We start from the raw sequence: 19590 nt of genomic DNA, 5'->3' as shown, positions 1-19590 counted from the left end.
CGGGCCGGGGCACGCCCCGGTGACCGACCGGCACCGGACCGCTTGAAACAATGTCAGCGTGTCCCAAGGTCTTTGGATCGCGCTCGCGGTCCTGATAGTTCTCGTCGTCCTGGTCGCGCTGGTCTTGGGCCTGCTGCGGTACCGCCGGCGGCGGATCAGCTTCTCGACGCGCGCCGAACCCGGGGCGATCGACCGCTCCGGCGGATACACCGCGTCGTCCGGCATCACGTTCAGCCAGACGCCGACCGTGGCGCCGCCCGAGCGGCTCGACACCACCGGGCTGCCCGGGGTGGGCGACGACGCCACCATCCCGCGCGACGCGCCGCGGCGCACCATCTCCGACGTCGACCTCCCCGAACCGGAGACCGTCGCGCCGCCACCGATCCCCGCCGCGCCACCCGAACCCGAAGCCCCGGCGCCCGAGACCCCGGCGCCCGAAACGCCGGCCGCCCCCGAGATCGAGGAGATCGCGCCGCCCGAGGGCCGCCTGGAACGGCTGCGCGGCCGGCTGGCCCGTTCGCAAACCGCGTTCGGCCGCAGCATGCTGGGCCTGATCGGCGGCGGCGACCTCGACGAAGACGCCTGGCAGGACGTCGAGGACACGCTGCTCGTCGCCGACCTGGGCCCCGTCGTCGCCGAATCGGTCATCGCCCAGTTGCGCGCCCGGCTGGCCGGCAGCGACGTGCGCACCGAGGCCGACGCGAAGGCCGTGCTGCGCGACGTGCTGATCAAGGAGCTGCAGCCCGGCATGGACCGGTCGATCCGGGCGCTGCCGCACGCCGACCATCCCTCGGTGCTGCTGGTCGTCGGCGTGAACGGCACCGGGAAGACCACCACGGTCGGCAAGCTGGCCCGCGTCCTGGTCGCCGACGGGCGGCGCGTCGTCCTGGGCGCCGCCGACACCTTCCGGGCCGCGGCCGCCGATCAGCTGCAGACCTGGGCGTCGCGGGTGGGCGCCGAGGTGGTGCGCGGGGCCGAAGGCGCCGACCCGGCGTCGGTGGCGTTCGACGCCGTCGACAAGGGCATCGCCGCCGGCGTCGACGTCGTGCTCATCGACACCGCGGGCCGGTTGCACACCAAGGTCGGGCTGATGGACGAACTCGACAAGGTCAAGCGCGTGGTGACCCGGCGCGCCGCGGTCGACGAGGTGCTGCTGGTGCTCGACGCCACCATCGGGCAGAACGGCCTGGCCCAGGCCCGGGTGTTCGCCGAGGTCGTCGAGATCACCGGGGCCGTCCTGACCAAGCTGGACGGAACGGCCAAGGGCGGCATCGTCTTTAGGGTCCAGCAGGAGCTCGGCGTGCCGGTCAAGCTGGTCGGGCTCGGTGAGGGCCCCGACGACCTCGCGCCATTCGAACCGGCCGCGTTCGTCGACGCGCTGCTCGGCTGACACCACCGCAGCGGCGCGCGGGACGTTAATCCCGCCGAAACACGACGGCACCATCGCCGAAACAACCATTGCGCAATCTTCTCGCAGGTCATCGGACGCATGTCCGACGTCCCATTGCGGCCCGACCGGAGGAGATTGCGAGTGACATACCCGATGCTGGGCCAGCCCAACACCGGCGATACCGCCTGGATGCTGGCCAGTTCCGCGCTGGTGCTGTTGATGACGCCGGGTCTGGCGTTCTTCTACGGCGGTATGGTGCGCGCCCGAAGCGTGCTGAACATGCTCATGATGAGCATCAGCGCGATGGGCGTGGTCACCGTGCTGTGGGTGCTCTACGGCTATTCGGTCGCCTTCGGCGACGACGTCGGCAACTTCATGGGCAAGCCGACGTCCTATTGGGGCCTCAAGGGCCTCATCGGCGTCAACGCGGTGGCCGCCGACCCCAGCAAAGGCACTGCGGCAACGGACATTCCGCTCGCCGGCACCCTGCCCGCCACGGTGTTCGTGGCGTTCCAGCTGATGTTCGCGATCATCACCGTCGCGCTGATCTCCGGCGCGGTGTCCGACCGCCTGAAATTCGGCGCCTGGCTGGTGTTCGCCGGCCTGTGGGCGACGTTCGTCTACTTCCCGGTCGCCCACTGGGTTTTCGCGTTCGACGGCTTCGCCTCCGAGCACGGCGGCTGGATCGCCAACAAGCTGCACGCGATCGACTTCGCCGGCGGGACCGCCGTCCACATCAACTCCGGTGTGGCGGGCCTGATGCTGGCCATCGTGCTGGGGAAGCGGCGCGGCTGGCCCACCACGTTGTTCCGCCCGCACAACCTGCCGTTCGTGATGCTCGGCGCCGGGTTGCTGTGGTTCGGCTGGTACGGGTTCAACGCCGGGTCGGCCACCAGCTCCAACGGCGTCGCCGGGACGACGTTCGTCACCACCACGGTCGCGACGGCCACCGCGATGCTGGGCTGGATGCTGACCGAACGCATCCGCGACGGCAAGGCGACGACGCTGGGGGCCGCGTCGGGCATCGTCGCGGGCCTGGTCGCCATCACCCCGTCCTGCTCGTCGGTCAACGTCCTGGGCGCGCTGGTCGTGGGCCTGGTCGCCGGGGTGCTGTGCGCGCTGGCCGTCGGCCTGAAATTCAAACTCGGCTTCGACGACTCGCTCGACGTGGTCGGGGTGCACCTTGTCGGCGGCCTGGCCGGCACGCTGCTGGTGGGCCTGCTCGCCGCCCCGGAAAGCCCGGCGATCAACGGCGTGGTCGGGGTGTCGAAGGGATTGTTCTACGGCGGCGGCTGGGCTCAGCTCGAGCGGCAGGCGATCGGCGCGTTCAGCGTCCTCGCCTACTCCGGTGTGGTTACGCTGATTCTGGCTTTGATCCTGAAGTACACCATCGGGCTTCGCCTCAACCCGGAAGCGGAAGCCACGGGTATCGACGAGGCCGAGCACGCCGAGAGTGGTTACGATTTCGCGGTGGCTACCGGCTCGGTGCTCCCGCCCCGGGTCGCTGTCGCGGACACCCGCAACGGCGTGAAGGAGGACCGAGTGGGCGACAAAGTGGAGGCAGAGCAGTCATGAAGCTGATCACCGCGATCGTGAAGCCGTTCACGCTCGATGACGTGAAGACCAGTCTCGAGGACGCGGGCGTCCTGGGGATGACGGTCAGCGAAATCCAGGGCTACGGGCGGCAGAAGGGGCACACCGAGGTCTACCGCGGTGCCGAATACTCCGTCGACTTCGTGCCCAAGGTGCGGATCGAGGTCGTCGTCGACGACTCCATCGTCGACAAGGTCGTGGACAGCATCGTCCGGGCGGCGCGCACCGGCAAGATCGGCGACGGCAAAGTGTGGGTCAGTCCCGTGGAAACCATTGTGCGCGTGCGCACCGGCGAGCGCGGAACCGATGCGCTATGACGCATTCCGTCAATTGCTGATTCGCCCCGGGCGGGCCGCGAGGGCATGACCCCGAACGGCTCCGATCCGCCCGGGCACCAAGCGGGGACAGGAAGCGCCGGCGGGGCAGTCGATTTGGCCGCCTCGCGGCGCCAACTGCTGTCCGAGGGCAGCAAGCTACACGCCGCCGAACTGCGGCACGCCTGGCTGGATCTGCACGAATCATGGTTGATGGCCAAGGCCGCCGAGATCGGGATCGACGACGACAGCGGCTTCGCGATCGTCGGCATCGGCGGGTTGGGCCGCCACGAGCTGCTGCCATATTCCGACCTGGACCTGATGCTGTTGCACGACAACAAGTCCGACGACGTGCTGGGCAAGGTCGCCGACGGGTTGTGGTATCCGTTGTGGGACGCCAACGTTCGCCTCGACCACAGCGTGCGGACCGTGTCCGGCGCCCTGGGTGTGGCCAATGCCGACATGATCGCGGCCCTGGGCATGCTGGACGCACGCCACATCGCCGGCGACGCGCGGCTGTCCGAGGAACTGATCGCGGGCGCGCGACGCCAGTGGCGCAGCGCAATTCGCTCCCGGATGGACGAGCTCGTCGCGATGACGCAGGCCCGCTGGGAGCGCTGCGGGCGGATCGCGCAGCGGGCCGAACCGGACCTGAAATCGGGCCGTGGCGCCCTGCGCGATGTGCAGTTGCTCGACGCGCTCGGCGTGGCCCAGCTCATCGACCGCCACGGCATGGCCCGCCCGGAGTCGCCGGGCGGCTCGCTGGACGACGCCCACCTGACGCTGCTCGACGTGCGCACCGAGCTGCACCGCGTGTCCGGGCGCGGACGCGATCAGCTGCTGGCCCAATACGGCGACGAACTCAGCGCCGCGCTGCACATCGGTGACCGATTCGACTTGGCCCGCAAGCTATCCGACGCCGGGCGCACCATCGCCTACCACGCCGAGACGGGGCTGCGCACCGCCGAGAACGCCCTGCCGCGCCGCGGCGTCTCGGCGTTGGTGCGCCGGCCCAAGCGCCGCCCCCTCGACGAGGGCGTCGTCGAATACGGCGGAGAGATCGTGCTCGCCCGCGACGCGCGACCCGACACCGACGTGGGCTTGGTGCTGCGGGTGGCCGCCGCGTCCGCCGACACCGGGTTGCCGATCGGCGCCGCCACGCTGAGCCGCCTGGCCGCCGGCGCGCCCGAGATGCCGGTGCCCTGGCCGCGGGAAGCGTTGGACGACTTACTGGTTGTGCTGTCCGCCGGCCCGACGACCGTGGCCACCATCGAGGCGCTCGACCGCACCGGGCTGTGGGGCCGGCTGCTGCCCGAATGGGACGCGATCCGCGACCTGCCGCCGCGCGACGTCGCGCACAAATGGACGGTGGACCGGCACGTCATCGAGACGGCCGTCAACGCCGCGCCGCTGGCGACGCGCGTGGCGCGGCCCGACCTGCTCGCGCTCGGCGCGCTGCTGCACGACATCGGCAAGGGCCGCGGCGTCGACCACAGCGTGCTCGGCGCGGGCCTGGCCCTGGATATCGGGCCGCGACTGGGGATCTCGCCCGCCGACTCCGAGACGCTCGCGCAGCTGGTCCGCCACCACCTGCTGCTGCCGGTCGTGGCGACCCGCAGCGACCTGAACGACCCCAAAACCATTGAGCGCGTGTCGAAGTCGCTCGGCGGCGATCCGCTGCTGCTCGAAGTGCTGCATGCGCTCACCGAAGCCGACTCCAAGGCCACCGGGCCGGGGGTGTGGAGCGAATGGAAGGCGTCCCTGATCGAGGAGTTGGTTCGGCGCTGCCGGCTGGTGATGGCGGGGGAGCCGCTTCCGGAGGCCGAACCGACTGCACCCCAATATCTTTCGTTGGCCGCTCAACGCGCGGTCCACGTGGAGATCAAGCCCAGTGGCGGTGAGCGGCTGGACGTGGTGATGGCCGCCCCGGATCAGCGGGGGCTCGTGTCCAAGGCCGCGGCGGTGCTGGCGCTGAACTCGCTGCGCATCCATTCGGCGTCGGCCAGCACCGACGCGGGTTTCGCGGTCGTCGAATTCGTGGTGTCGCCGCTGTTCGGTTCGCCGCCGGAGGCGGGCCTGCTGCGCCAGCAGTTCACCGGCGCGCTCGCAGGTGACGTCGACGTGCTGGGCACGCTGGAGAAACGCGATAGCGACGCCGCCGGCGCGGCGTCCACGCGGGCCGGTGAGGTTCAGGTCGGGGTGCCGGTGACGCGCTCGACCGCCCCGCCGCGCATCCTGTGGGTCGATACGGGCACCGCCGGCCAGCTGATCGTCGAGGTCCGCGCCATGGATCGCCTGGGGCTGCTCGCGATGCTGACCCGGGCGCTGGAGCGGGCCGGAACCGACATCGTCTGGGCCAAGGTCAACACGTTCGGGTCGACGGCGGCCGACGTCTTTTGCGTGACGGCCGCCTCCGGCGGGCAAGCCGGGCGGGACGCGGTCGAGCAGAGCCTGCTCGCCGCGCTCGGCGGGCCGGCGGTCGAGGTGCTCGAGGAACCCGTCGGCGACTAACCCCGATGACGCCGGCGATCACCGCAACTTCTGGGCGAATTCGATGACGTGGCCGTCCGGGTCGGCGATGTGGAGCGTCCTTTCACGCCAGGGCCGGTCCACCGGTCCGGTGAGGATCTCGGCACCGAGGTGCCGCAACCGTTCCGCCTCGCTGTCCACGTCGTCAACCAGGAAACCGATCTCGCCGCACGGCGGGTTGCCGCCCTCGCGGCCGATGAGCTCCGGCAGCTTCGACCGCTCGAAAAGCGAGAACTTGGTGTTGGCCGTCTCGAACTCGACGTAGCCGTCGCCTTCGATCCGTACCTGCAGCCCGATCACGTCGCGGTAGAACGTCACCGACCTCGTGAGCGACTCCACGTAGTGGATGACGTAGTCCACGCGACGCATGAAACACCTCGGCGCGTGCTAGCTCACCGGTCGCCGTCGGCCCGAGCCGTATCGAGGCGAACGACGCGCAATTCGCCGTGCGCGAGGCAGGCAGCATAACCGTGGTGCTTGCTGTAGAGCTCCCACGCGATGGCGTTGTCGTTGGACGGCACGTCGATCTGGTGATAGTCGGAGAACTCGAGATGGAGATCTCCGGTGTCGGACCAGACGGCACTCGTGCAGCTCGATCCGGCGAAATCGAAGAGCGGACGCAGTTGACCCGCCGGGTGGTTCGGGTCGATGGCGATCACTTCGGCGGGTGAGGTTTCGATGGCCGGCAGGGTCAGACGCATCGGTGCCGTGATCACCAGCTCGTTGTAGTCCTCGAAATTCAGCACCAGACCGTCGCGGAACATGATCCGCTGAACCGCACAGCCCTCGAGCCACTGCTCGATCACTTTCTGTTCGGTCATAGATTCCACTCTGGCCCCAATTTGGCACATGCACAACCGTGGTGGGCCATGCCGTACCGGCTCACGACGTCTCGGCGTTGAGCCGGCGGACGGCGTCGATGCGCGCCCGCAGCTGTTCGCGGCTCGCGGCGGCGATCGGGGGGCCGCCGCAGCGGCGCCGCAATTCGTTGTGGATCCAGCCGTGCGGCTTGCCCGTCCGGTGATGGGCGATCGAGACGAGCGCGTTGAGCTCGCGGCGCAGCTCGCGAAGCTGGCCGTGCACCGTGGCCGACGGGGTTTCGACGGCACCCGGCGATCCGGTCTCCTGGTGCAGCCGGGCCCGCCGCTGCAGCTGTTCGTCCTGGCGCTGGTGCAGCAGCGCACGCATCTGCTCGGCGTCGAGCAGGCCCGGGATGCCGAGGTAGTCGGCCTCCTCGTCGCTGCCCGCCGGCGCGGCGGTGCCGAACGATGATCCGTCGAAGATGAGCTGATCGAGCTCCGCGTCGGCGCCCAGCGAGGTGAACCCCTTGTCGAGGTCGCTCTTCTCGTCCTGCGTCTTGGTTGCGGGATCGCCGTCGAGGGGATCGCCCTCGGATTCCCGGTGCGGCTCGCCGAGCACGTGGTTGCGCTGCGCCTCCAGCTCGCTGGCCAGCTGCAGCAGGTTGGGCACCGACGGCACGAAGATGCTGGCGATCTCGCCCGGGCGCCGCGACCGCACGAACCGGCCGATGGCCTGGGCGAAGAACAGCGGGGTCGAGGCGCTGGTGGCGTAGATCCCGACCGACAGCCGCGGCACGTCGACGCCCTCGGAGACCATGCGCACCGCGACGAGCCAGCGGCTGGTGCTCGCCGCGAACTCGCTGATGCGCGCCGACGAGCCGGGGTCGTCGGAGAGCACCAGCGTCGGCGCCTCGCCGGTCAGCTTCGTCAGCAGGGTGGCATAGGCGCGGGCCGCGGTCTGATCGGAGGCGATGATCATGCCGCCGGCGTCGGGCACGTGCGTGCGCAGCTGGCGCAGCCGCAGGTCCGCGGCGGTGATCACCGCGGGCATCCACTCGCCGGCGGGATCCAGCGCCGTGCGCCACGCCCGCGCGGTCTGCTCGGCGGACAGCGGCTCACCCAGTCGGGCGGCGTGCTCCTCGCCGGCGCTGTCGCGCCACCGGGCCTCCCCGGAGTAGGCGAGGAAGACCACGGGCCGGACCACGCCGTCGGCCAGGGCGTCGGTGTAGCCGTAGGTGTGATCGGCCTGCGACCGCCGTATCCCGTCGGGACCGGCCTCGTAGGTCACGAACGGGATGGGGCTGTCGTCGCTGCGGAAGGGCGTGCCCGTCAGTGCGAGCCGGCGGGTGGCGTCGTCGAACGCCTCGCGGATGGCGTCGCCCCAGGTCTTGGCGTCCCCGCCGTGATGGATCTCGTCGAAGACGACCAGTGTCTTGCGCTGCTCGGTGCGGACCCGGTGCAGCGTGGGATGCGCGGCGACCTGCGCGTAGGTGACCATGACGCCGTGATACTCCGGCGCGATCCGCGGGTTGGCGTTGGAGAATCTCGGGTCCAGGGCGATGCCGTGCCGCGCCGCGGCCTGCGCCCACTGCACCTTGAGGTGCTCGGTGGGCACCACGACGGTGACCTGCTCGACCGCGCGCTGGCCGAGGAGTTCGGCCGCCACCCGCAGCGCGAACGTCGTCTTGCCGGACCCGGGGGTGGCCACCGCCAGGAAGTCGCGCGGCTGGCCGGCGAGATATTTGACGAGCGCCCTGCGCTGCCAGCCGCGCAGCACGGCGGTGCCGCTGTCGTCGCCGTGGTCGGTGTCGGTCCGCGCTTGGATGCTGCTGGCCGGCATCGACACAGGCCCCCCAATCGTTGCTGTTCGACACGGCCAGCTCGGTTGAGTGGCGGCTGTGAAATCTAGCACGCCAACGCTTTTCGATGTTGGAGCGACTCGACTCGCTATCGTGCGTGGGTCACCGCTTCGTGGGTCTGCAGCCAGTCGCGGATGCGTTCGGCGACGTCGGCCCAGCCCGGCTCGAGCATCATGTTGTGGCCCATGGAAAAGAATTCCGGCTCGGTGCCGTAGGCCCGCGCGGTGGCGCGCACATCGCCGGGGCTGACGAAGCCGTCGTCCTCGGCGCCCAGGACCAGGATCGGCGTCGTCACCCGCCGGGTCCGGACGCGGCGGACCATCGGATCGGTCATGGCGGCGCGCACGCTCTCGGCCCCGGCCTGTTGCCGGCAGGCCTCGACGATGTCCTCGGGTGTGTCGGCACAGAAGAGGTACTCGCGGGCCAGCGCCGGGGTGGCCAAAAATTTCAGCAGCGTGGGATCGTTCCAGGCTTCCATGGTCATCGACGGCCGGCGGCGCCAGACGCGCAACGCCATTTTGAGCACGCCCTGCGGCGGCACCGAGCCCACCAGCACCGCGGCCGGGGCGCTGCGCTCTTCGAGGTAGCGCTGGATCACGAACCCGCCCAGGGAGTGCCCGATCAGGATCGGCGCGCCACCGAGGTCGTCGGCGACCGTGCGGACGTCCTCGATGTAGTCGGCGATGGACACCTTGCGCAACGGCTTCGCGGTGGGGCTGGTGCCGTGCCCGCGCAGGCTCACCGCGACTGTGCGGTAGCCGGCGCCGGCGAAGAAGTCCTGGAAGTGTTCCCAGCACCACGCGCCGTGCCACCCGCCGTGGACGAAGAGCAGGGGCACCGGGTGCTCGGCAGTGCAGGACCCTTTGTCGATCAGCTCGAGCATTCGACCATTCAAACCCGTTCGCCGTCCCCGCGAGACTGAAACGACGTACACCGTTACCGGCGTGTCGTGTGCGTCGTTGCAGTGTCGCGTCGACGGGCGGCGCCGAGTCCGCCCCAACGTGCTCCACTAGGCTGGCGGGGTGTTTGAATCGCTGTCCGACCGATTGACCGGCGCCCTCGCGGGGCTACGCGGCAAGGGTCGACTGACCGACGCCGATATCGAGGCCACCACCCGCGAGATCCGGCTGGCGCTGCTGGAAGCCGACGTGTCGTTGCCCGTCGTGCGCGCCTTCGTCACCCGGATTAAGGACCGCGCCAAGGGCGCCGAGGTGTCGGGTGCCCTCAACCCGGCGCAGCAGGTCGTCAAGATCGTCAACGAGGAACTCATCGGCATCCTGGGCGGACAGACCCGCCAGCTGGCGTTCGCGAAGACGCCGCCGACCGTGGTGATGCTCGCCGGCCTGCAGGGTTCCGGTAAGACGTCGCTGGCCGGCAAGCTAGCGGCCTGGCTGCGCGGGCAGGGCCACACGCCGCTGCTGGTGGCGTGCGACTTGCAGCGCCCGGCCGCGGTCAACCAGCTGCAGGTGGTCGGCGAGCGGGCCGGGGTGCCGGTGTTCGCGCCGCACCCGGGCGAATCCCCGGGGTCCGGACCCGGCGACCCGGTCGCGGTCGCCGCGGCGGGGATCGCCGAGGCCAACGCCAAGCACTTCGACGTCGTCATCGTCGACACCGCCGGCCGGCTGGGCATCGACGACGAACTGATGGCGCAGGCCGCGGCCATCCGCGACGCCATCAATCCCGACGAGGTCCTGTTCGTCCTGGACGCGATGATCGGTCAGGACGCCGTCACCACCGCCGAGGCGTTCCGCGAGGGCGTCGGCTTCACCGGGGTGGTGCTCACCAAGCTCGACGGCGACGCCCGCGGTGGCGCGGCGCTCTCGGTCCGCGAAGTGACCGGTGTCCCAATCCTTTTCGCCTCCACCGGCGAAAAGCTGGAGGACTTCGACGTCTTCCATCCCGACCGGATGTCCAGCCGCATCCTGGGCATGGGCGACGTGTTGAGCCTGATCGAGCAGGCCGAGCAGGTCTTCGACGCCGAACAGGCCGAGGCCGCCGCGGTCAAGATCGGCACCGGCGAGCTCACGCTCGAGGACTTCCTGGAACAGATGCTCGCCATCCGCAAGATGGGCCCGATCGGCAACCTGCTGGGCATGCTGCCCGGGGCCGGGCAGATGAAGGACGCGCTGGCCCAGGTCGACGACCGCCAACTCGACCGCCTGCAGGCCATCATCCGCGGCATGACGCCCGCCGAGCGCGCCGATCCGAAGATCATCAACGCCTCGCGGCGGCTGCGCATCGCCAACGGTTCGGGCGTCTCGGTGTCGGAGGTCAACCAGCTGGTCGACCGCTTCTTCGAGGCCCGCAAGATGATGTCGTCCATGCTCGGCGGCATGGGCATCCCGGGGATGGGCCGCAAGTCCGCGACGCGAAAGGCCAAGGGCGCCAAGGGCAAGGCGGGCAAGAAGGGGAAGAAGGGGGGGCGGGGCCCGACGCCACCCAAGGCGAGAAACCCCCTGGCCGCCGGGATGCCGGCCGGGTTCCCCGACCTGTCGCAGATGCCCGAGGGTCTCAACGAGCTGCCGCCCGGGCTGGCCGACTTCGATCTGTCCAAGCTGAAGTTCCCGGGCAAGTCGTGACCGGAAGAAACTAGCCGCCGTGCGGCTGCACGTGCGGGGCGTGGGACTGCCCGACGAGACCGAGATCCAACTGTGGATCGTCGACGGCCGCATCAGCACCGAACCGGTCGCCGGCGCCGACACCGTCTTCGACGGCGGATGGATCGTGCCCGGGCTGGTGGACGCCCACTGCCACGTCGGCCTGGGCCATCACGGCGAGATCCCGCTCGACGAGGCGATCGCCCAGGCCGAGACGGAACGCGACGTCGGGGCGTTGTTGTTGCGGGACTGCGGATCGCCCACCGACACGCGCAGCCTCGACGACCGCGACGACATGCCCCGCATCATCCGCGCCGGCAGGCATCTGGCCAGACCCAAGCGCTACGCGGCGGGGTTCTCGCGCGAACTGGAGGACGAGTGGCAGCTGCCGGACGCGGTCGCCGAGGAGGCGCGCCGCGGCGACGGCTGGATCAAGCTCGTCGGCGACTGGATCGACCGCGGCGCCGGCGACCTCGCGCCACTGTGGTCCGACGACGTCCTGGCGGCCGCGATCGAGGCCGCCCACGCCCACGGCGCCCGGGTCACCGCGCACGTCTTCAGCGAGGACGCGCTGCCCGGCCTGATCAACGCCGGCATTGACTGCATCGAACACGGCACCGGCCTGGACGACGACACCATCGAGCTGATGGCCTCCCGCGGCACCGTGCTGGTTCCCACGCTGGTCAACGTCCTCGAGAATTTCCCCGGCATCGCCGAGGCCGCCGCGAAGTATCCGGCCTACGCCGCCCACATGCGCGACCTGCACGCGCGCGGCCCGTCGCGTATCGCCGCGGCGCGGGAAGCCGGCGTGCAGATATATGCCGGAAGTGACGCCGGCACCATGGTCGCGCACGGTCGCATCGCCGACGAGGTCGAAGCGCTCAAGGGCATCGGCATGAGCCCGACGCAGGCGCTGGGGGCGGCCTGCTGGGACGCGCGCCGCTGGCTCGGCCGCCCCGGCCTCGACCACGGCGCCTCGGCGGACCTGCTGTGCTTCGCCCGCGACCCGCGGTCGGGGCCCGCCGTGCTGAACAATCCCGATCTGATCATGTTGCGCGGCAAGATCTTCCGTTCACCGGCGTAGCCGGCGCGTCGCGGTCGCCGCGGCCGCTCGGTGACGCAGACTAACCAGCGCTTCCGGGCACCGCCACGCTGCGCCGAAGAAAGATTGCGAGTGCTTGCTATCTATGTTAGCGTTCGGCAACGATGACCGGAAGGACGCCATGGCCTACGACGTGATCATTCGCGACGGATTGTGGTTCGACGGCACCGGCGCCGCGCCGCTCACCCGCACACTGGGCATCCGCGACGGTGTCGTGGTCGCCGTCTCGGCCGAGGCGCTGGACGAGACCGGTTGCCCCGAGGTGATCGAGGCGGCCGGCAAATGGGTCGTGCCCGGCTTCCTCGACGTGCACACCCACTACGACGCCGAAGTGCTGCTGGACCCCGGCCTGCGCGAGTCGGTGCGCCACGGTGTCACCACCGTGCTGCTGGGCAACTGCTCGTTGTCGACCGTCTATGCCGATTCCGAGGACGCCGCCGATCTGTTCAGCCGAGTGGAGGCGGTTCCGCGCGAATACGTCTTCGGCGCGCTGAGTTCGGGCCGGACGTGGTCGACGGCGGCGGAATACGTCAAGGCGATCGACGCCCTGCCGCTGGGCCCCAATGTCGGTTCGCTGCTTGGTCATTCGGACCTGCGCACCGCGGTGCTCGGACTGGAACGGGCCACCGACCCGACGATTCGGCCCACCGACGACGAGCTGAAAAAGATGGCGGCGCTGCTCGACGAGGCGCTGGACGCCGGGCTGCTCGGCATGTCCGGGATGGACGCGGCCATCGACAAACTCGACGGCGAACGTTTCCGGTCCCGCGCGCTGCCGTCCACCTTCGCGACCTGGCGGGAACGGCGCAAACTCATCAAAGTCCTGCGCAAGCGCGGCCGGATCCTGCAGAGCGCACCGAATCTTCAGAACCCGATCCTGTCGCTGATGTTCTTCTTGACCAGCAGCCGAATCTTCGGGCGCGGCAAGGGAGTCCGGATGAGCATGCTGGTCTCCGCGGACGCCAAGTCGATGCCGCTCGCCGTGCACACGTTCGGGCTCGGCACCCGGGTGCTCAACACCCTGCTGCGCTCGGCCGTGCGGTTCCAGCACCTGCCGGTGCCGTTCGAATTGTATTCCGACGGAATCGATCTGCCGGTGTTCGAGGAGTTCGGGGCGGGCACCGCAGCGCTGCACCTGCGGGATCAGTTGCAGCGCAACGAACTTCTGGCCGACGAGGCCTATCGTCGTCGGTTCCGCCGCGAGTTCGACCGCATCAAGCTCGGGCCGTCGCTGTGGCACCGCGACTTTCACGACGCGGTCATCGTCGAATGCCCCGATGCGTCGTTGATCGGCAAGAGTTTCGGTGCGATCGCCGACGAGCGTGGCCTGCACCCACTGGACGCGTTCCTCGACGTGCTCGTCGAAAACGGCGAGCGCAACGTCCGGTGGACCACCATCGTGGCCAACCACCGGCCCAAGCAGCTCGACAAGCTCGCCGCCGACCCCAGCATCCACATGGGTTTCTCCGACGCCGGCGCGCACCTGCGCAACATGGCGTTCTACAACTTTGCACTGCGCATGCTCAAGCGCACCCAGGACGCGCACCGGGCCGGGGCGCCCTTCCTGTCGATACAGCAGGCGGTGCACCGGCTCACCGGCGAACTGGCCGAGTGGTTCGGCATCGACGCCGGCACGCTCAGGGTCGGCGACCGCGCGGACTTCGTGGTCATCGACCCGGCCGGTCTCGACGAATCCGTCGACCGCTACCACGAGGAAGCGGTGCCGTTCTACGGCGGCCTGCGCCGCATGGTCAACCGCAACGACCAGGCCGTCGTCGCGACCGGCGTGGGCGGCGTCGTCGTGTTCGGCGGGGGCCGATTCCGCGACGGCTACGGGCAAACCGTGACGTCGGGCCGCTACCTGCGGGCCGGCGAGCGCGCCCGCCGACCACAGGGCGCCCTGGCCCAGAGCGCGTGACATGGCCAGAACCCAGCAACAGCGCCGCGAGGAAACCGTCGGACGGCTCATTGACGCCTGCATCGCCACCATCATCGAGGTCGGCTACGCCCGGGCGTCGGCCGCGGTGATCACCAAGCGGGCCGGGGTGTCGGTGGGCGCGCTGTTCCGGCACTTCGACACCATGGGCGACTTCATGGCGGCGACGGCGTCGGAGGTGCTGCGCCGTCAGCTGGAGTCGTTCACCAAGGGGGTCGCCGAGATACCCGCCGACCGGCCGGCCCTGGAGGCGGCCCTGGGGATCCTGCGTGACATCACCAGCGGTCCGGCCAACGCCGTCATCTATGAACTGCTGGTGGCCGCCCGCACCGACGAAAAGCTCAGGGAGACTTTGCAACACGAGCTCGGGCAGTATGCGGCGAAGATCCACGACGCCGCCCGGGCGCTCCCGGGCGCCGAACGCTTCCCCGAGGACACCTTCCCGGTGTTCGTGGCGCTGATGACCAACGTGTTCGACGGCGCCGCCGTGGTGGAAGGCGTGCTGCCGCAACCGGACATCGCGGCCCAGCGGATCCCGGTGCTGATGGCGCTGCTGACCGCCGCGCTGCCGGATTGAGCTGCGCGAGCAGACGCGAAAGCACGCGACACGCCGGGAAATTGGGTGCTTTTGTGTCTGCTCGCGGCGCTCGGGCGAGCGGTACTACAGCGAGCCGATGCCGGCCTGCGGGCTTTGCGCGAATCCCCAGTCGAACAACGTCGCCGCCTGATCCCAATACGACGGCCCGCCCTCTTTCACCAACCCGTACATCATGGCGATCACCAGCCGGCGGCCGCCGCGCGCGGCGGCGCCGACGAAGGTCTTGCGGGCGGCGTTGGTGAACCCTGTCTTGCCGCCGATCGCGCCGGGGTAGCGCTGCAGCAGTTCGTCCTGGTTGGTGATGAGCCGGTCGCCGTTATCGCCGGGGAACATCGCCGACGGCTCGGCGGTGATCTGCGCGAACACCGGATTGGCCATCGCCGCGCGGAAGATCACGGCCAGGTCGTGCGCCGTCGACGAGCCCGACCCACCGGGGCCGTCGAGGCCGGACGGCGTCGCCGCGTGCGTGTTGGTGGCGCCCAGCGAGGCCGCCTTCGCGTTCATCTTGGCGACGGTGACGTCGGGGCCGCCCAGCATGTGGGCCAACGTGTTGGCGGCGTCGTTGCCCGAGACCAGCAGCAGGCCGTCGAGAAGCTGGCGCGCGGTGTAGGTGCGGCCCGGTTTGATGCCGACGCAGTTGCATTCGACCTGGGTGTCGGCGACATCGGCGACGACGGTGGAATCCAGGTTCACCGAATCCAGGACCACCTGGGCCAGCAGCGTCTTGATCGTGCTCGCCGGCGGGTGGGCCACGTTCTGGTCGCGGCCGGCGAGCACCTGACCGCTGTCCAGATCGGCGATGATCCACGTCTGCGCCGGGCCGTCGGGGATGGGGATCGAGCCGATCGGTTGGCTGCTGTCGGCGCGCGAGAGGGGGACAGGGGCACCGAACGCGACGACGGCGAGCAGCGCCGCGGCCATCCCGGACACCGAGCCCACGAGCTTCCGCATGGGCCGAGAGTCTAACTTCCGGCCCTTGTCGGCGCGGATTTTCGTCTACTGTCCGATGCATGTTGAGCCTGGCCGAGATATCCGACCGCCTTGAGATCCAGCAGCTTCTGGTGGATTACTCCACCGCCATCGACAATCGCCGCTTCGACGACCTGGACCGGGTGTTCACCCCGGACGCCTACATCGACTACACGGCGCTGGGCGGCATCGAGGGGCACTATCCCGAGGTCAAGAAGTGGCTGGCCGAGGTGCTGCCCAACTTCCCGGTGTATGCCCACATGCTCGGCAATTTCTCGGTGCGCATCGACGGGGACACGGCGTCGTCGCGGGTGATCTGCTTCAACCCGATGGTGCTCGGTGGCGATAACGAGCAGGTGCTGTTCTGCGGCCTCTGGTACGACGACGAGTTCGCGCGCACCCCCGAGGGCTGGCGGATGACCCGGCGCGCGGAGACCAAGGTCTTCCAGAAGGTGATGTGAGGCTCGACCGGATGGTGGCCACCCGCCGCGCCCGGCCGGGCCGCGCGTGCGATCGCCACGATTTCTGATCGCCGCCCCTGGTCTGGCACAATAGGCGGCTGTCCGCCGAGCGATCACGCATCGCCGGCCGGTCAGAAACGCGAGGCAAAACCGGATCCGGGCATTCCCGCCCCGATCGCTGAATTGCAGCGTGACACACACAGGAGAAGTCGCTCAACCATGGCTGTCAAGATCAAGCTCACCCGGCTTGGCAAGATCCGCAATCCCCAGTACCGCATCGCCGTCGCCGACGCGCGGACCCGGCGCGACGGTCGCTCCATCGAGGTCATCGGCCGGTATCACCCGAAGGAAGAGCCGAGCCTCATCGAGATCGACTCCGAGCGCGCCCAGTACTGGCTGTCCGTGGGCGCCCAGCCCACCGAGCCCGTCCGCAAGCTGCTGCAGATCACCGGCGACTGGCAGAAGTTCAAGGGTCTGCCCGGCGCCGAGGGCCGCCTGAAGGTCAAGCCCGCCAAGCCCAGCAAGCTGGAGCTGTTCAACGCCGCGCTGGCCGAGGCCGAGGGCGGACCGACCACCGAGGCCGCGAAGCCGAAGAAGAAGTCCCCGGCGAAGAAGACCGCGAAGGCCGCCGAGGGCGAGTCCAAGGCCGAGTCCGAGGGCGCCGCGCAGACCGCCGAGACGAAGCCGGCCGAGGCGCCCGCCGAGGGCGGCGAGCAGGCCGAGTCGACCACCGAGAGCTGATCGCGGCGATGAGTACGGTTGTCGTTGACGCTGTTGAGCACCTGGTTCGCGGGATCGTTGACAACCCCGACGACGTCCGGGTGGACATGGTGACCAGCCGCCGGGGGCGGACGGTCGAGGTCCACGTCCATCCCGACGACTTGGGCAAGGTGATCGGCCGCGGCGGTCGCACGGCGACCGCGCTGCGCACGCTGGTCGCCGGTATCGGCGGTCGCGGCATCCGCGTCGACGTGGTGGACACCGACCAGTAGAGAACCCCGGTGGAACTGACCGTCGGGCGCGTCGTCAAAGCGCACGGGATCGGCGGCGAAATCGTCGTCGAAATCCGCACCGACGACCCGGACGCCCGGTTCGCGCCGGGTAATACGTTGCGCGGCAAGGCTTCTCGCGGTGGTGGGGAGCGGGATTTCGTCGTCGAGAGCGCGCGTGAACACGGCGGGCGGCTGCTGGTGCGGCTGGCCGGCATCACCGACCGCGACGCCGCCGACGCGCTGCGCGGCACCCTGTTCGTCGTCGATTCCGACGATTTGCCGCCGATCGACGAGGCCGACACCTACTACGATCATGAACTCGAAGGCCTGCACGTGCGGACGATCACGGGACACGACGTCGGTGTCGTCGCCGAGGTCCTGCACACCGCCGCGGGGGAGTTATTGGCGGTGCGGCGCGAATCCGGGGAGGCGTTGGTGCCGTTCGTGACCGCGATCGTGACGTCGGTGTCGCTGGACGACGGCACCATCGAGATCGATCCGCCCGAAGGCCTCCTGGATCTGTAGGGCCTTGAAAGATGAGAATCGACGTCGTCACGATCTTTCCCGCCTACCTGGACCCGCTGCGGCAATCGTTGCCGGGCAAGGCGATTCAGTCCGGGCTCGTCGATTTGGCGGTACACGACCTGCGGCGGTGGACGCACGACGTGCACCGCTCGGTCGACGACGCCCCCTACGGCGGCGGCCCGGGGATGGTGATGAAGGCGCCGGTGTGGGGTGATGCCCTCGACGAGATCTGCTCCGGCGAAACGCTTTTGGTGGTCCCGACGCCGGCCGGCGCCCTGTTCACGCAGGCCACCGCCGCGCGCTGGAGCGCCGAGAAGCACCTGGCGTTCGCGTGCGGCCGCTACGAGGGCATCGACCAGCGCGTCATCGAGGACGCCGGGCGGCGGATGCGGGTGGAAGAGGTCTCCATCGGCGACTACGTGTTGCCGGGCGGCGAGTCGGCTGCCGTCGTGATGATCGAGGCCGTGCTGCGGCTCCTCGACGGCGTCCTGGGCAATCCCGCGTCGCGCCATGATGATTCGCACTCGCCGGCGCTGGATCGCCGCCTGGAGGGCCCCAGCTATACCCGGCCGCCGAGCTGGCGGGGGTTGCAGGTCCCCGAGGTCCTGCTCTCCGGTGATCATGCGCGGATCGCCGCGTGGCGACGGGAGATCTCGCTGCAGCGCACCCGCGAACGCCGCCCGGAGCTGCTGGACCCAGGGGACTAGAGGCCGCGCGCCACCGCGTCGATGCGGCCCTCGGGAAAGATCGTCTTGACCGCGCGGGTGATGGTGTCCCGCGCGGTGGCGTCGTCGGAGGCCTGCAGGGACTGGACCACCATGATGTAGCGGCGGTCGGCCCCGATCACGCCCGTCGACAGGTGCATCCAGTCGCTGCCGATGCAGCACATCCAGCCCTGCTTGACGGCGACCGGTTCGGCGTACAGGCCGTCCGGGATGCCGAACCGCTGCGGGTAGCCGTCGACGCCGTTGGGGGTGGACTGGGCCAGGTCGTTGACGATGATCTTGGCCTGGTCGGCGGGCAGGCCCCCGGAGCCGTCCAGCAGCATCTCGTAGTAGCGGATCAGGTCGGTCACCGAGCTCATCGTGTTCCACCAGCGCCCGTCGCTGGGCGGGGTGGTGGACGCGAGGCCGTACCGGGCGGCCACCTCGGAGATGATGGCGGACCCGCCGCCCTGCCCCCAGAACCGCTCGGCGGCGCCGTCGTCGGAGGACTGCAGCATGATGTCGAGCGCCTGGCGGTCCTCGGCGCTCAAAGCGGCCTTGCCCTCGGCCTGGTGCAGCAACAGGTCGTCGGCGATGAACAGCTTCGCCACCGACGCGGTGCCCACGACCTGGCCGTTGCCGTTGGAAACCAGCTGGTGGGTGCGGCGATCGAGAATGGCCACCGACAGCGCGGCGCCGCTCGCGGCGGCCTCCTCGGTGGCCTGCTGGACGCGGGCCTGTAGCGGGGCCGACCCCGCGACCGGCAGCGCCTGGGGCGGCTGGGGCTCCTGCGGCGGTGTGGCGGCCTCGAGCATCAGCGCCGCCGACTGCGGTGGTGCGGGTGCCGGCCGCTGCGGGATGACCCGAACGGGCGCGTTGACCGGCAGGCTGTACACCTTGGCCTGAACCAACGCCTCGGAACCGGCGGCGACCACCAACGTCACCGCCGCGGTGGCGGTGAGCAGCGTCAGCGGCCGTACCCGCATTCCACTCCTTCCGCGCGACTTCGGACGTGACTTGGACACAGTGCAACGGCGGGATCCCTCGCGCCACCCGTACCGGCCGTCACGCAATGGTGCGGGTAGCGCGTTCCGACCCCAGTCATATGTACCATTCACCAGCGCATTCGGCTCGCAGCGAACCGCCTACTTCGTGTGATTTTCGCGGCACGCGCACCGTCTGGCACAATTGACCAGTTGTCTCCAGCGGCTGCAGGCCGCC

Annotated in this window: 19 protein-coding genes; 13 read left to right on the top strand and 6 right to left on the bottom strand. The window is 69.8% G+C overall.

Annotated elements, in window-relative coordinates; all coding sequences use genetic code 11:
• The first annotated feature begins 58 nt into the window (after positions 1–58).
• The 4 genes from ftsY to W7U_RS13830 all read left to right on the top strand — a co-directional run bounded on the left by ftsY (position 59) and on the right by W7U_RS13830 (position 5808).
• Positions 59–1390 carry a signal recognition particle-docking protein FtsY gene (gene ftsY, locus W7U_RS13845; RefSeq protein ID WP_008258929.1) on the top strand — a complete coding sequence of 444 codons (1332 nt, stop codon included), beginning with the start codon at positions 59–61 and terminating at the stop codon, positions 1388–1390.
• A 99-nt stretch (positions 1391–1489) separates the two neighbouring features.
• Positions 1490–2965, top strand: a complete 1476-nt coding sequence (locus W7U_RS13840; RefSeq protein WP_020823223.1) for an ammonium transporter — start codon at positions 1490–1492, stop codon at positions 2963–2965.
• Positions 2962–3300, top strand: a complete 339-nt coding sequence (gene glnB / locus W7U_RS13835; RefSeq protein ID WP_003878721.1) for a nitrogen regulatory protein P-II — start codon at positions 2962–2964, stop codon at positions 3298–3300. The genes W7U_RS13840 and glnB overlap by 4 nt, the downstream gene beginning before the upstream one ends.
• A gap of 45 nt (positions 3301–3345) precedes the next feature.
• Positions 3346–5808 (top strand): [protein-PII] uridylyltransferase, encoded by a 2463-nt coding sequence (locus tag W7U_RS13830; RefSeq protein ID WP_081614499.1) that lies wholly within the window; start codon positions 3346–3348, stop codon positions 5806–5808.
• 18 nt (positions 5809–5826) lie between these two features.
• Here W7U_RS13830 and W7U_RS13825 read toward each other — a convergent pair whose 3' ends face one another.
• The 4 genes from W7U_RS13825 to W7U_RS13810 all read right to left on the bottom strand — a co-directional run bounded on the left by W7U_RS13825 (position 5827) and on the right by W7U_RS13810 (position 9368).
• On the bottom strand, positions 5827–6195 hold the full coding sequence (locus tag W7U_RS13825) for a VOC family protein (protein ID WP_036429395.1): 369 nt from the start codon (positions 6193–6195) through the stop codon (positions 5827–5829).
• A 23-nt stretch (positions 6196–6218) separates the two neighbouring features.
• Positions 6219–6647: a DUF6188 family protein gene (locus tag W7U_RS13820; RefSeq protein WP_008258924.1), complete on the bottom strand. Its 429-nt coding sequence runs from the start codon at positions 6645–6647 to the stop codon at positions 6219–6221.
• A 61-nt stretch (positions 6648–6708) separates the two neighbouring features.
• Entirely contained in the window at positions 6709–8472 is a 1764-nt protein-coding gene (locus W7U_RS13815; protein WP_008258913.1) for a DEAD/DEAH box helicase, read from the bottom strand.
• 101 nt (positions 8473–8573) lie between these two features.
• On the bottom strand, positions 8574–9368 hold the full coding sequence (locus tag W7U_RS13810; RefSeq protein WP_008258911.1) for an alpha/beta fold hydrolase: 795 nt from the start codon (positions 9366–9368) through the stop codon (positions 8574–8576).
• 139 nt (positions 9369–9507) lie between these two features.
• On the opposite strand from W7U_RS13810, the gene ffh reads away from it, so the two are divergent.
• The 4 genes from ffh (at position 9508) to W7U_RS13790 (ending at position 14697) form a co-directional block, all read left to right on the top strand.
• On the top strand, positions 9508–11064 hold the full coding sequence (gene ffh, locus W7U_RS13805) for a signal recognition particle protein (protein ID WP_008258909.1): 1557 nt from the start codon (positions 9508–9510) through the stop codon (positions 11062–11064).
• A gap of 19 nt (positions 11065–11083) precedes the next feature.
• A complete protein-coding gene (locus tag W7U_RS13800) occupies positions 11084–12166 on the top strand; it encodes an amidohydrolase family protein (RefSeq protein WP_008258908.1) in 1083 nt (360 codons plus the stop codon).
• Positions 12167–12269: 103 nt separating this feature from the next.
• Positions 12270–14102: an amidohydrolase family protein gene (locus W7U_RS13795; RefSeq protein ID WP_008258907.1), complete on the top strand. Its 1833-nt coding sequence runs from the start codon at positions 12270–12272 to the stop codon at positions 14100–14102.
• 1 nt (position 14103) lies between these two features.
• Positions 14104–14697 (top strand): TetR/AcrR family transcriptional regulator, encoded by a 594-nt coding sequence (locus W7U_RS13790; RefSeq protein ID WP_008258905.1) that lies wholly within the window; start codon positions 14104–14106, stop codon positions 14695–14697.
• A gap of 84 nt (positions 14698–14781) precedes the next feature.
• On the opposite strand, the gene W7U_RS13785 is transcribed toward W7U_RS13790, so the two are convergent.
• Entirely contained in the window at positions 14782–15669 is an 888-nt protein-coding gene (locus tag W7U_RS13785; RefSeq protein ID WP_008258904.1) for a D-alanyl-D-alanine carboxypeptidase family protein, read from the bottom strand.
• A gap of 59 nt (positions 15670–15728) precedes the next feature.
• Between W7U_RS13785 and W7U_RS13780 the strand changes: the two genes are divergently transcribed.
• The 5 genes from W7U_RS13780 (at position 15729) to trmD (ending at position 18372) form a co-directional block, all read left to right on the top strand.
• Entirely contained in the window at positions 15729–16148 is a 420-nt protein-coding gene (locus tag W7U_RS13780; protein ID WP_008258903.1) for a nuclear transport factor 2 family protein, read from the top strand.
• A 219-nt stretch (positions 16149–16367) separates the two neighbouring features.
• On the top strand, positions 16368–16889 hold the full coding sequence (gene rpsP, locus W7U_RS13775) for a 30S ribosomal protein S16 (protein ID WP_008258899.1): 522 nt from the start codon (positions 16368–16370) through the stop codon (positions 16887–16889).
• A gap of 8 nt (positions 16890–16897) precedes the next feature.
• A complete protein-coding gene (locus W7U_RS13770; protein ID WP_003878715.1) occupies positions 16898–17140 on the top strand; it encodes an RNA-binding protein in 243 nt (80 codons plus the stop codon).
• 9 nt (positions 17141–17149) lie between these two features.
• Entirely contained in the window at positions 17150–17665 is a 516-nt protein-coding gene (gene rimM, locus W7U_RS13765) for a ribosome maturation factor RimM (RefSeq protein WP_008258891.1), read from the top strand.
• A gap of 11 nt (positions 17666–17676) precedes the next feature.
• On the top strand, positions 17677–18372 hold the full coding sequence (trmD, locus tag W7U_RS13760) for a tRNA (guanosine(37)-N1)-methyltransferase TrmD (RefSeq protein WP_008258887.1): 696 nt from the start codon (positions 17677–17679) through the stop codon (positions 18370–18372).
• Here the strand turns inward: trmD and W7U_RS13755 are convergent.
• The gene (locus W7U_RS13755) at positions 18369–19355 is read right to left on the bottom strand and encodes a hypothetical protein (protein ID WP_008258885.1); all 987 of its coding nucleotides are present in this window, start codon (positions 19353–19355) and stop codon (positions 18369–18371) included. The genes trmD and W7U_RS13755 overlap by 4 nt on opposite strands.
• Between the last annotated feature and the right edge of the window lie 235 nt (positions 19356–19590).

The organism is Mycobacterium sp. H4Y, assembly GCF_000364405.1.
Taxonomy (GTDB): Bacteria; Actinomycetota; Actinomycetes; order Mycobacteriales; family Mycobacteriaceae; genus Mycobacterium; species Mycobacterium intracellulare.
Note: the sequence above shows the minus strand (reverse complement) of the source record. Positions and strands in the feature narration are given on the sequence as shown.

Bases quoted from the DNA above. Each gene is read 5' to 3' on its own strand.
- W7U_RS13840 (WP_020823223.1), top strand. From the start codon at position 1,490: ATGTCCGACGTCCCATTGCGGCCCGACCGGAGGAGATTGCGAGTGACA.
- glnB (WP_003878721.1), top strand. From the start codon at position 2,962: ATGAAGCTGATCACCGCGATCGTGAAGCCGTTCACGCTCGATGACGTG.
- W7U_RS13830 (WP_081614499.1), top strand. From the start codon at position 3,346: ATGACCCCGAACGGCTCCGATCCGCCCGGGCACCAAGCGGGGACAGGA.
- W7U_RS13825 (WP_036429395.1), bottom strand. From the start codon at position 6,195: ATGCGTCGCGTGGACTACGTCATCCACTACGTGGAGTCGCTCACGAGG.
- W7U_RS13820 (WP_008258924.1), bottom strand. From the start codon at position 6,647: ATGACCGAACAGAAAGTGATCGAGCAGTGGCTCGAGGGCTGTGCGGTT.
- W7U_RS13810 (WP_008258911.1), bottom strand. From the start codon at position 9,368: ATGCTCGAGCTGATCGACAAAGGGTCCTGCACTGCCGAGCACCCGGTG.
- W7U_RS13795 (WP_008258907.1), top strand. From the start codon at position 12,270: ATGTTAGCGTTCGGCAACGATGACCGGAAGGACGCCATGGCCTACGAC.
- W7U_RS13790 (WP_008258905.1), top strand. From the start codon at position 14,104: ATGGCCAGAACCCAGCAACAGCGCCGCGAGGAAACCGTCGGACGGCTC.
- W7U_RS13785 (WP_008258904.1), bottom strand. From the start codon at position 15,669: ATGCGGAAGCTCGTGGGCTCGGTGTCCGGGATGGCCGCGGCGCTGCTC.
- W7U_RS13780 (WP_008258903.1), top strand. From the start codon at position 15,729: ATGTTGAGCCTGGCCGAGATATCCGACCGCCTTGAGATCCAGCAGCTT.
- rpsP (WP_008258899.1), top strand. From the start codon at position 16,368: ATGGCTGTCAAGATCAAGCTCACCCGGCTTGGCAAGATCCGCAATCCC.
- W7U_RS13770 (WP_003878715.1), top strand. From the start codon at position 16,898: ATGAGTACGGTTGTCGTTGACGCTGTTGAGCACCTGGTTCGCGGGATC.
- trmD (WP_008258887.1), top strand. From the start codon at position 17,677: ATGAGAATCGACGTCGTCACGATCTTTCCCGCCTACCTGGACCCGCTG.
- W7U_RS13755 (WP_008258885.1), bottom strand. From the start codon at position 19,355: ATGCGGGTACGGCCGCTGACGCTGCTCACCGCCACCGCGGCGGTGACG.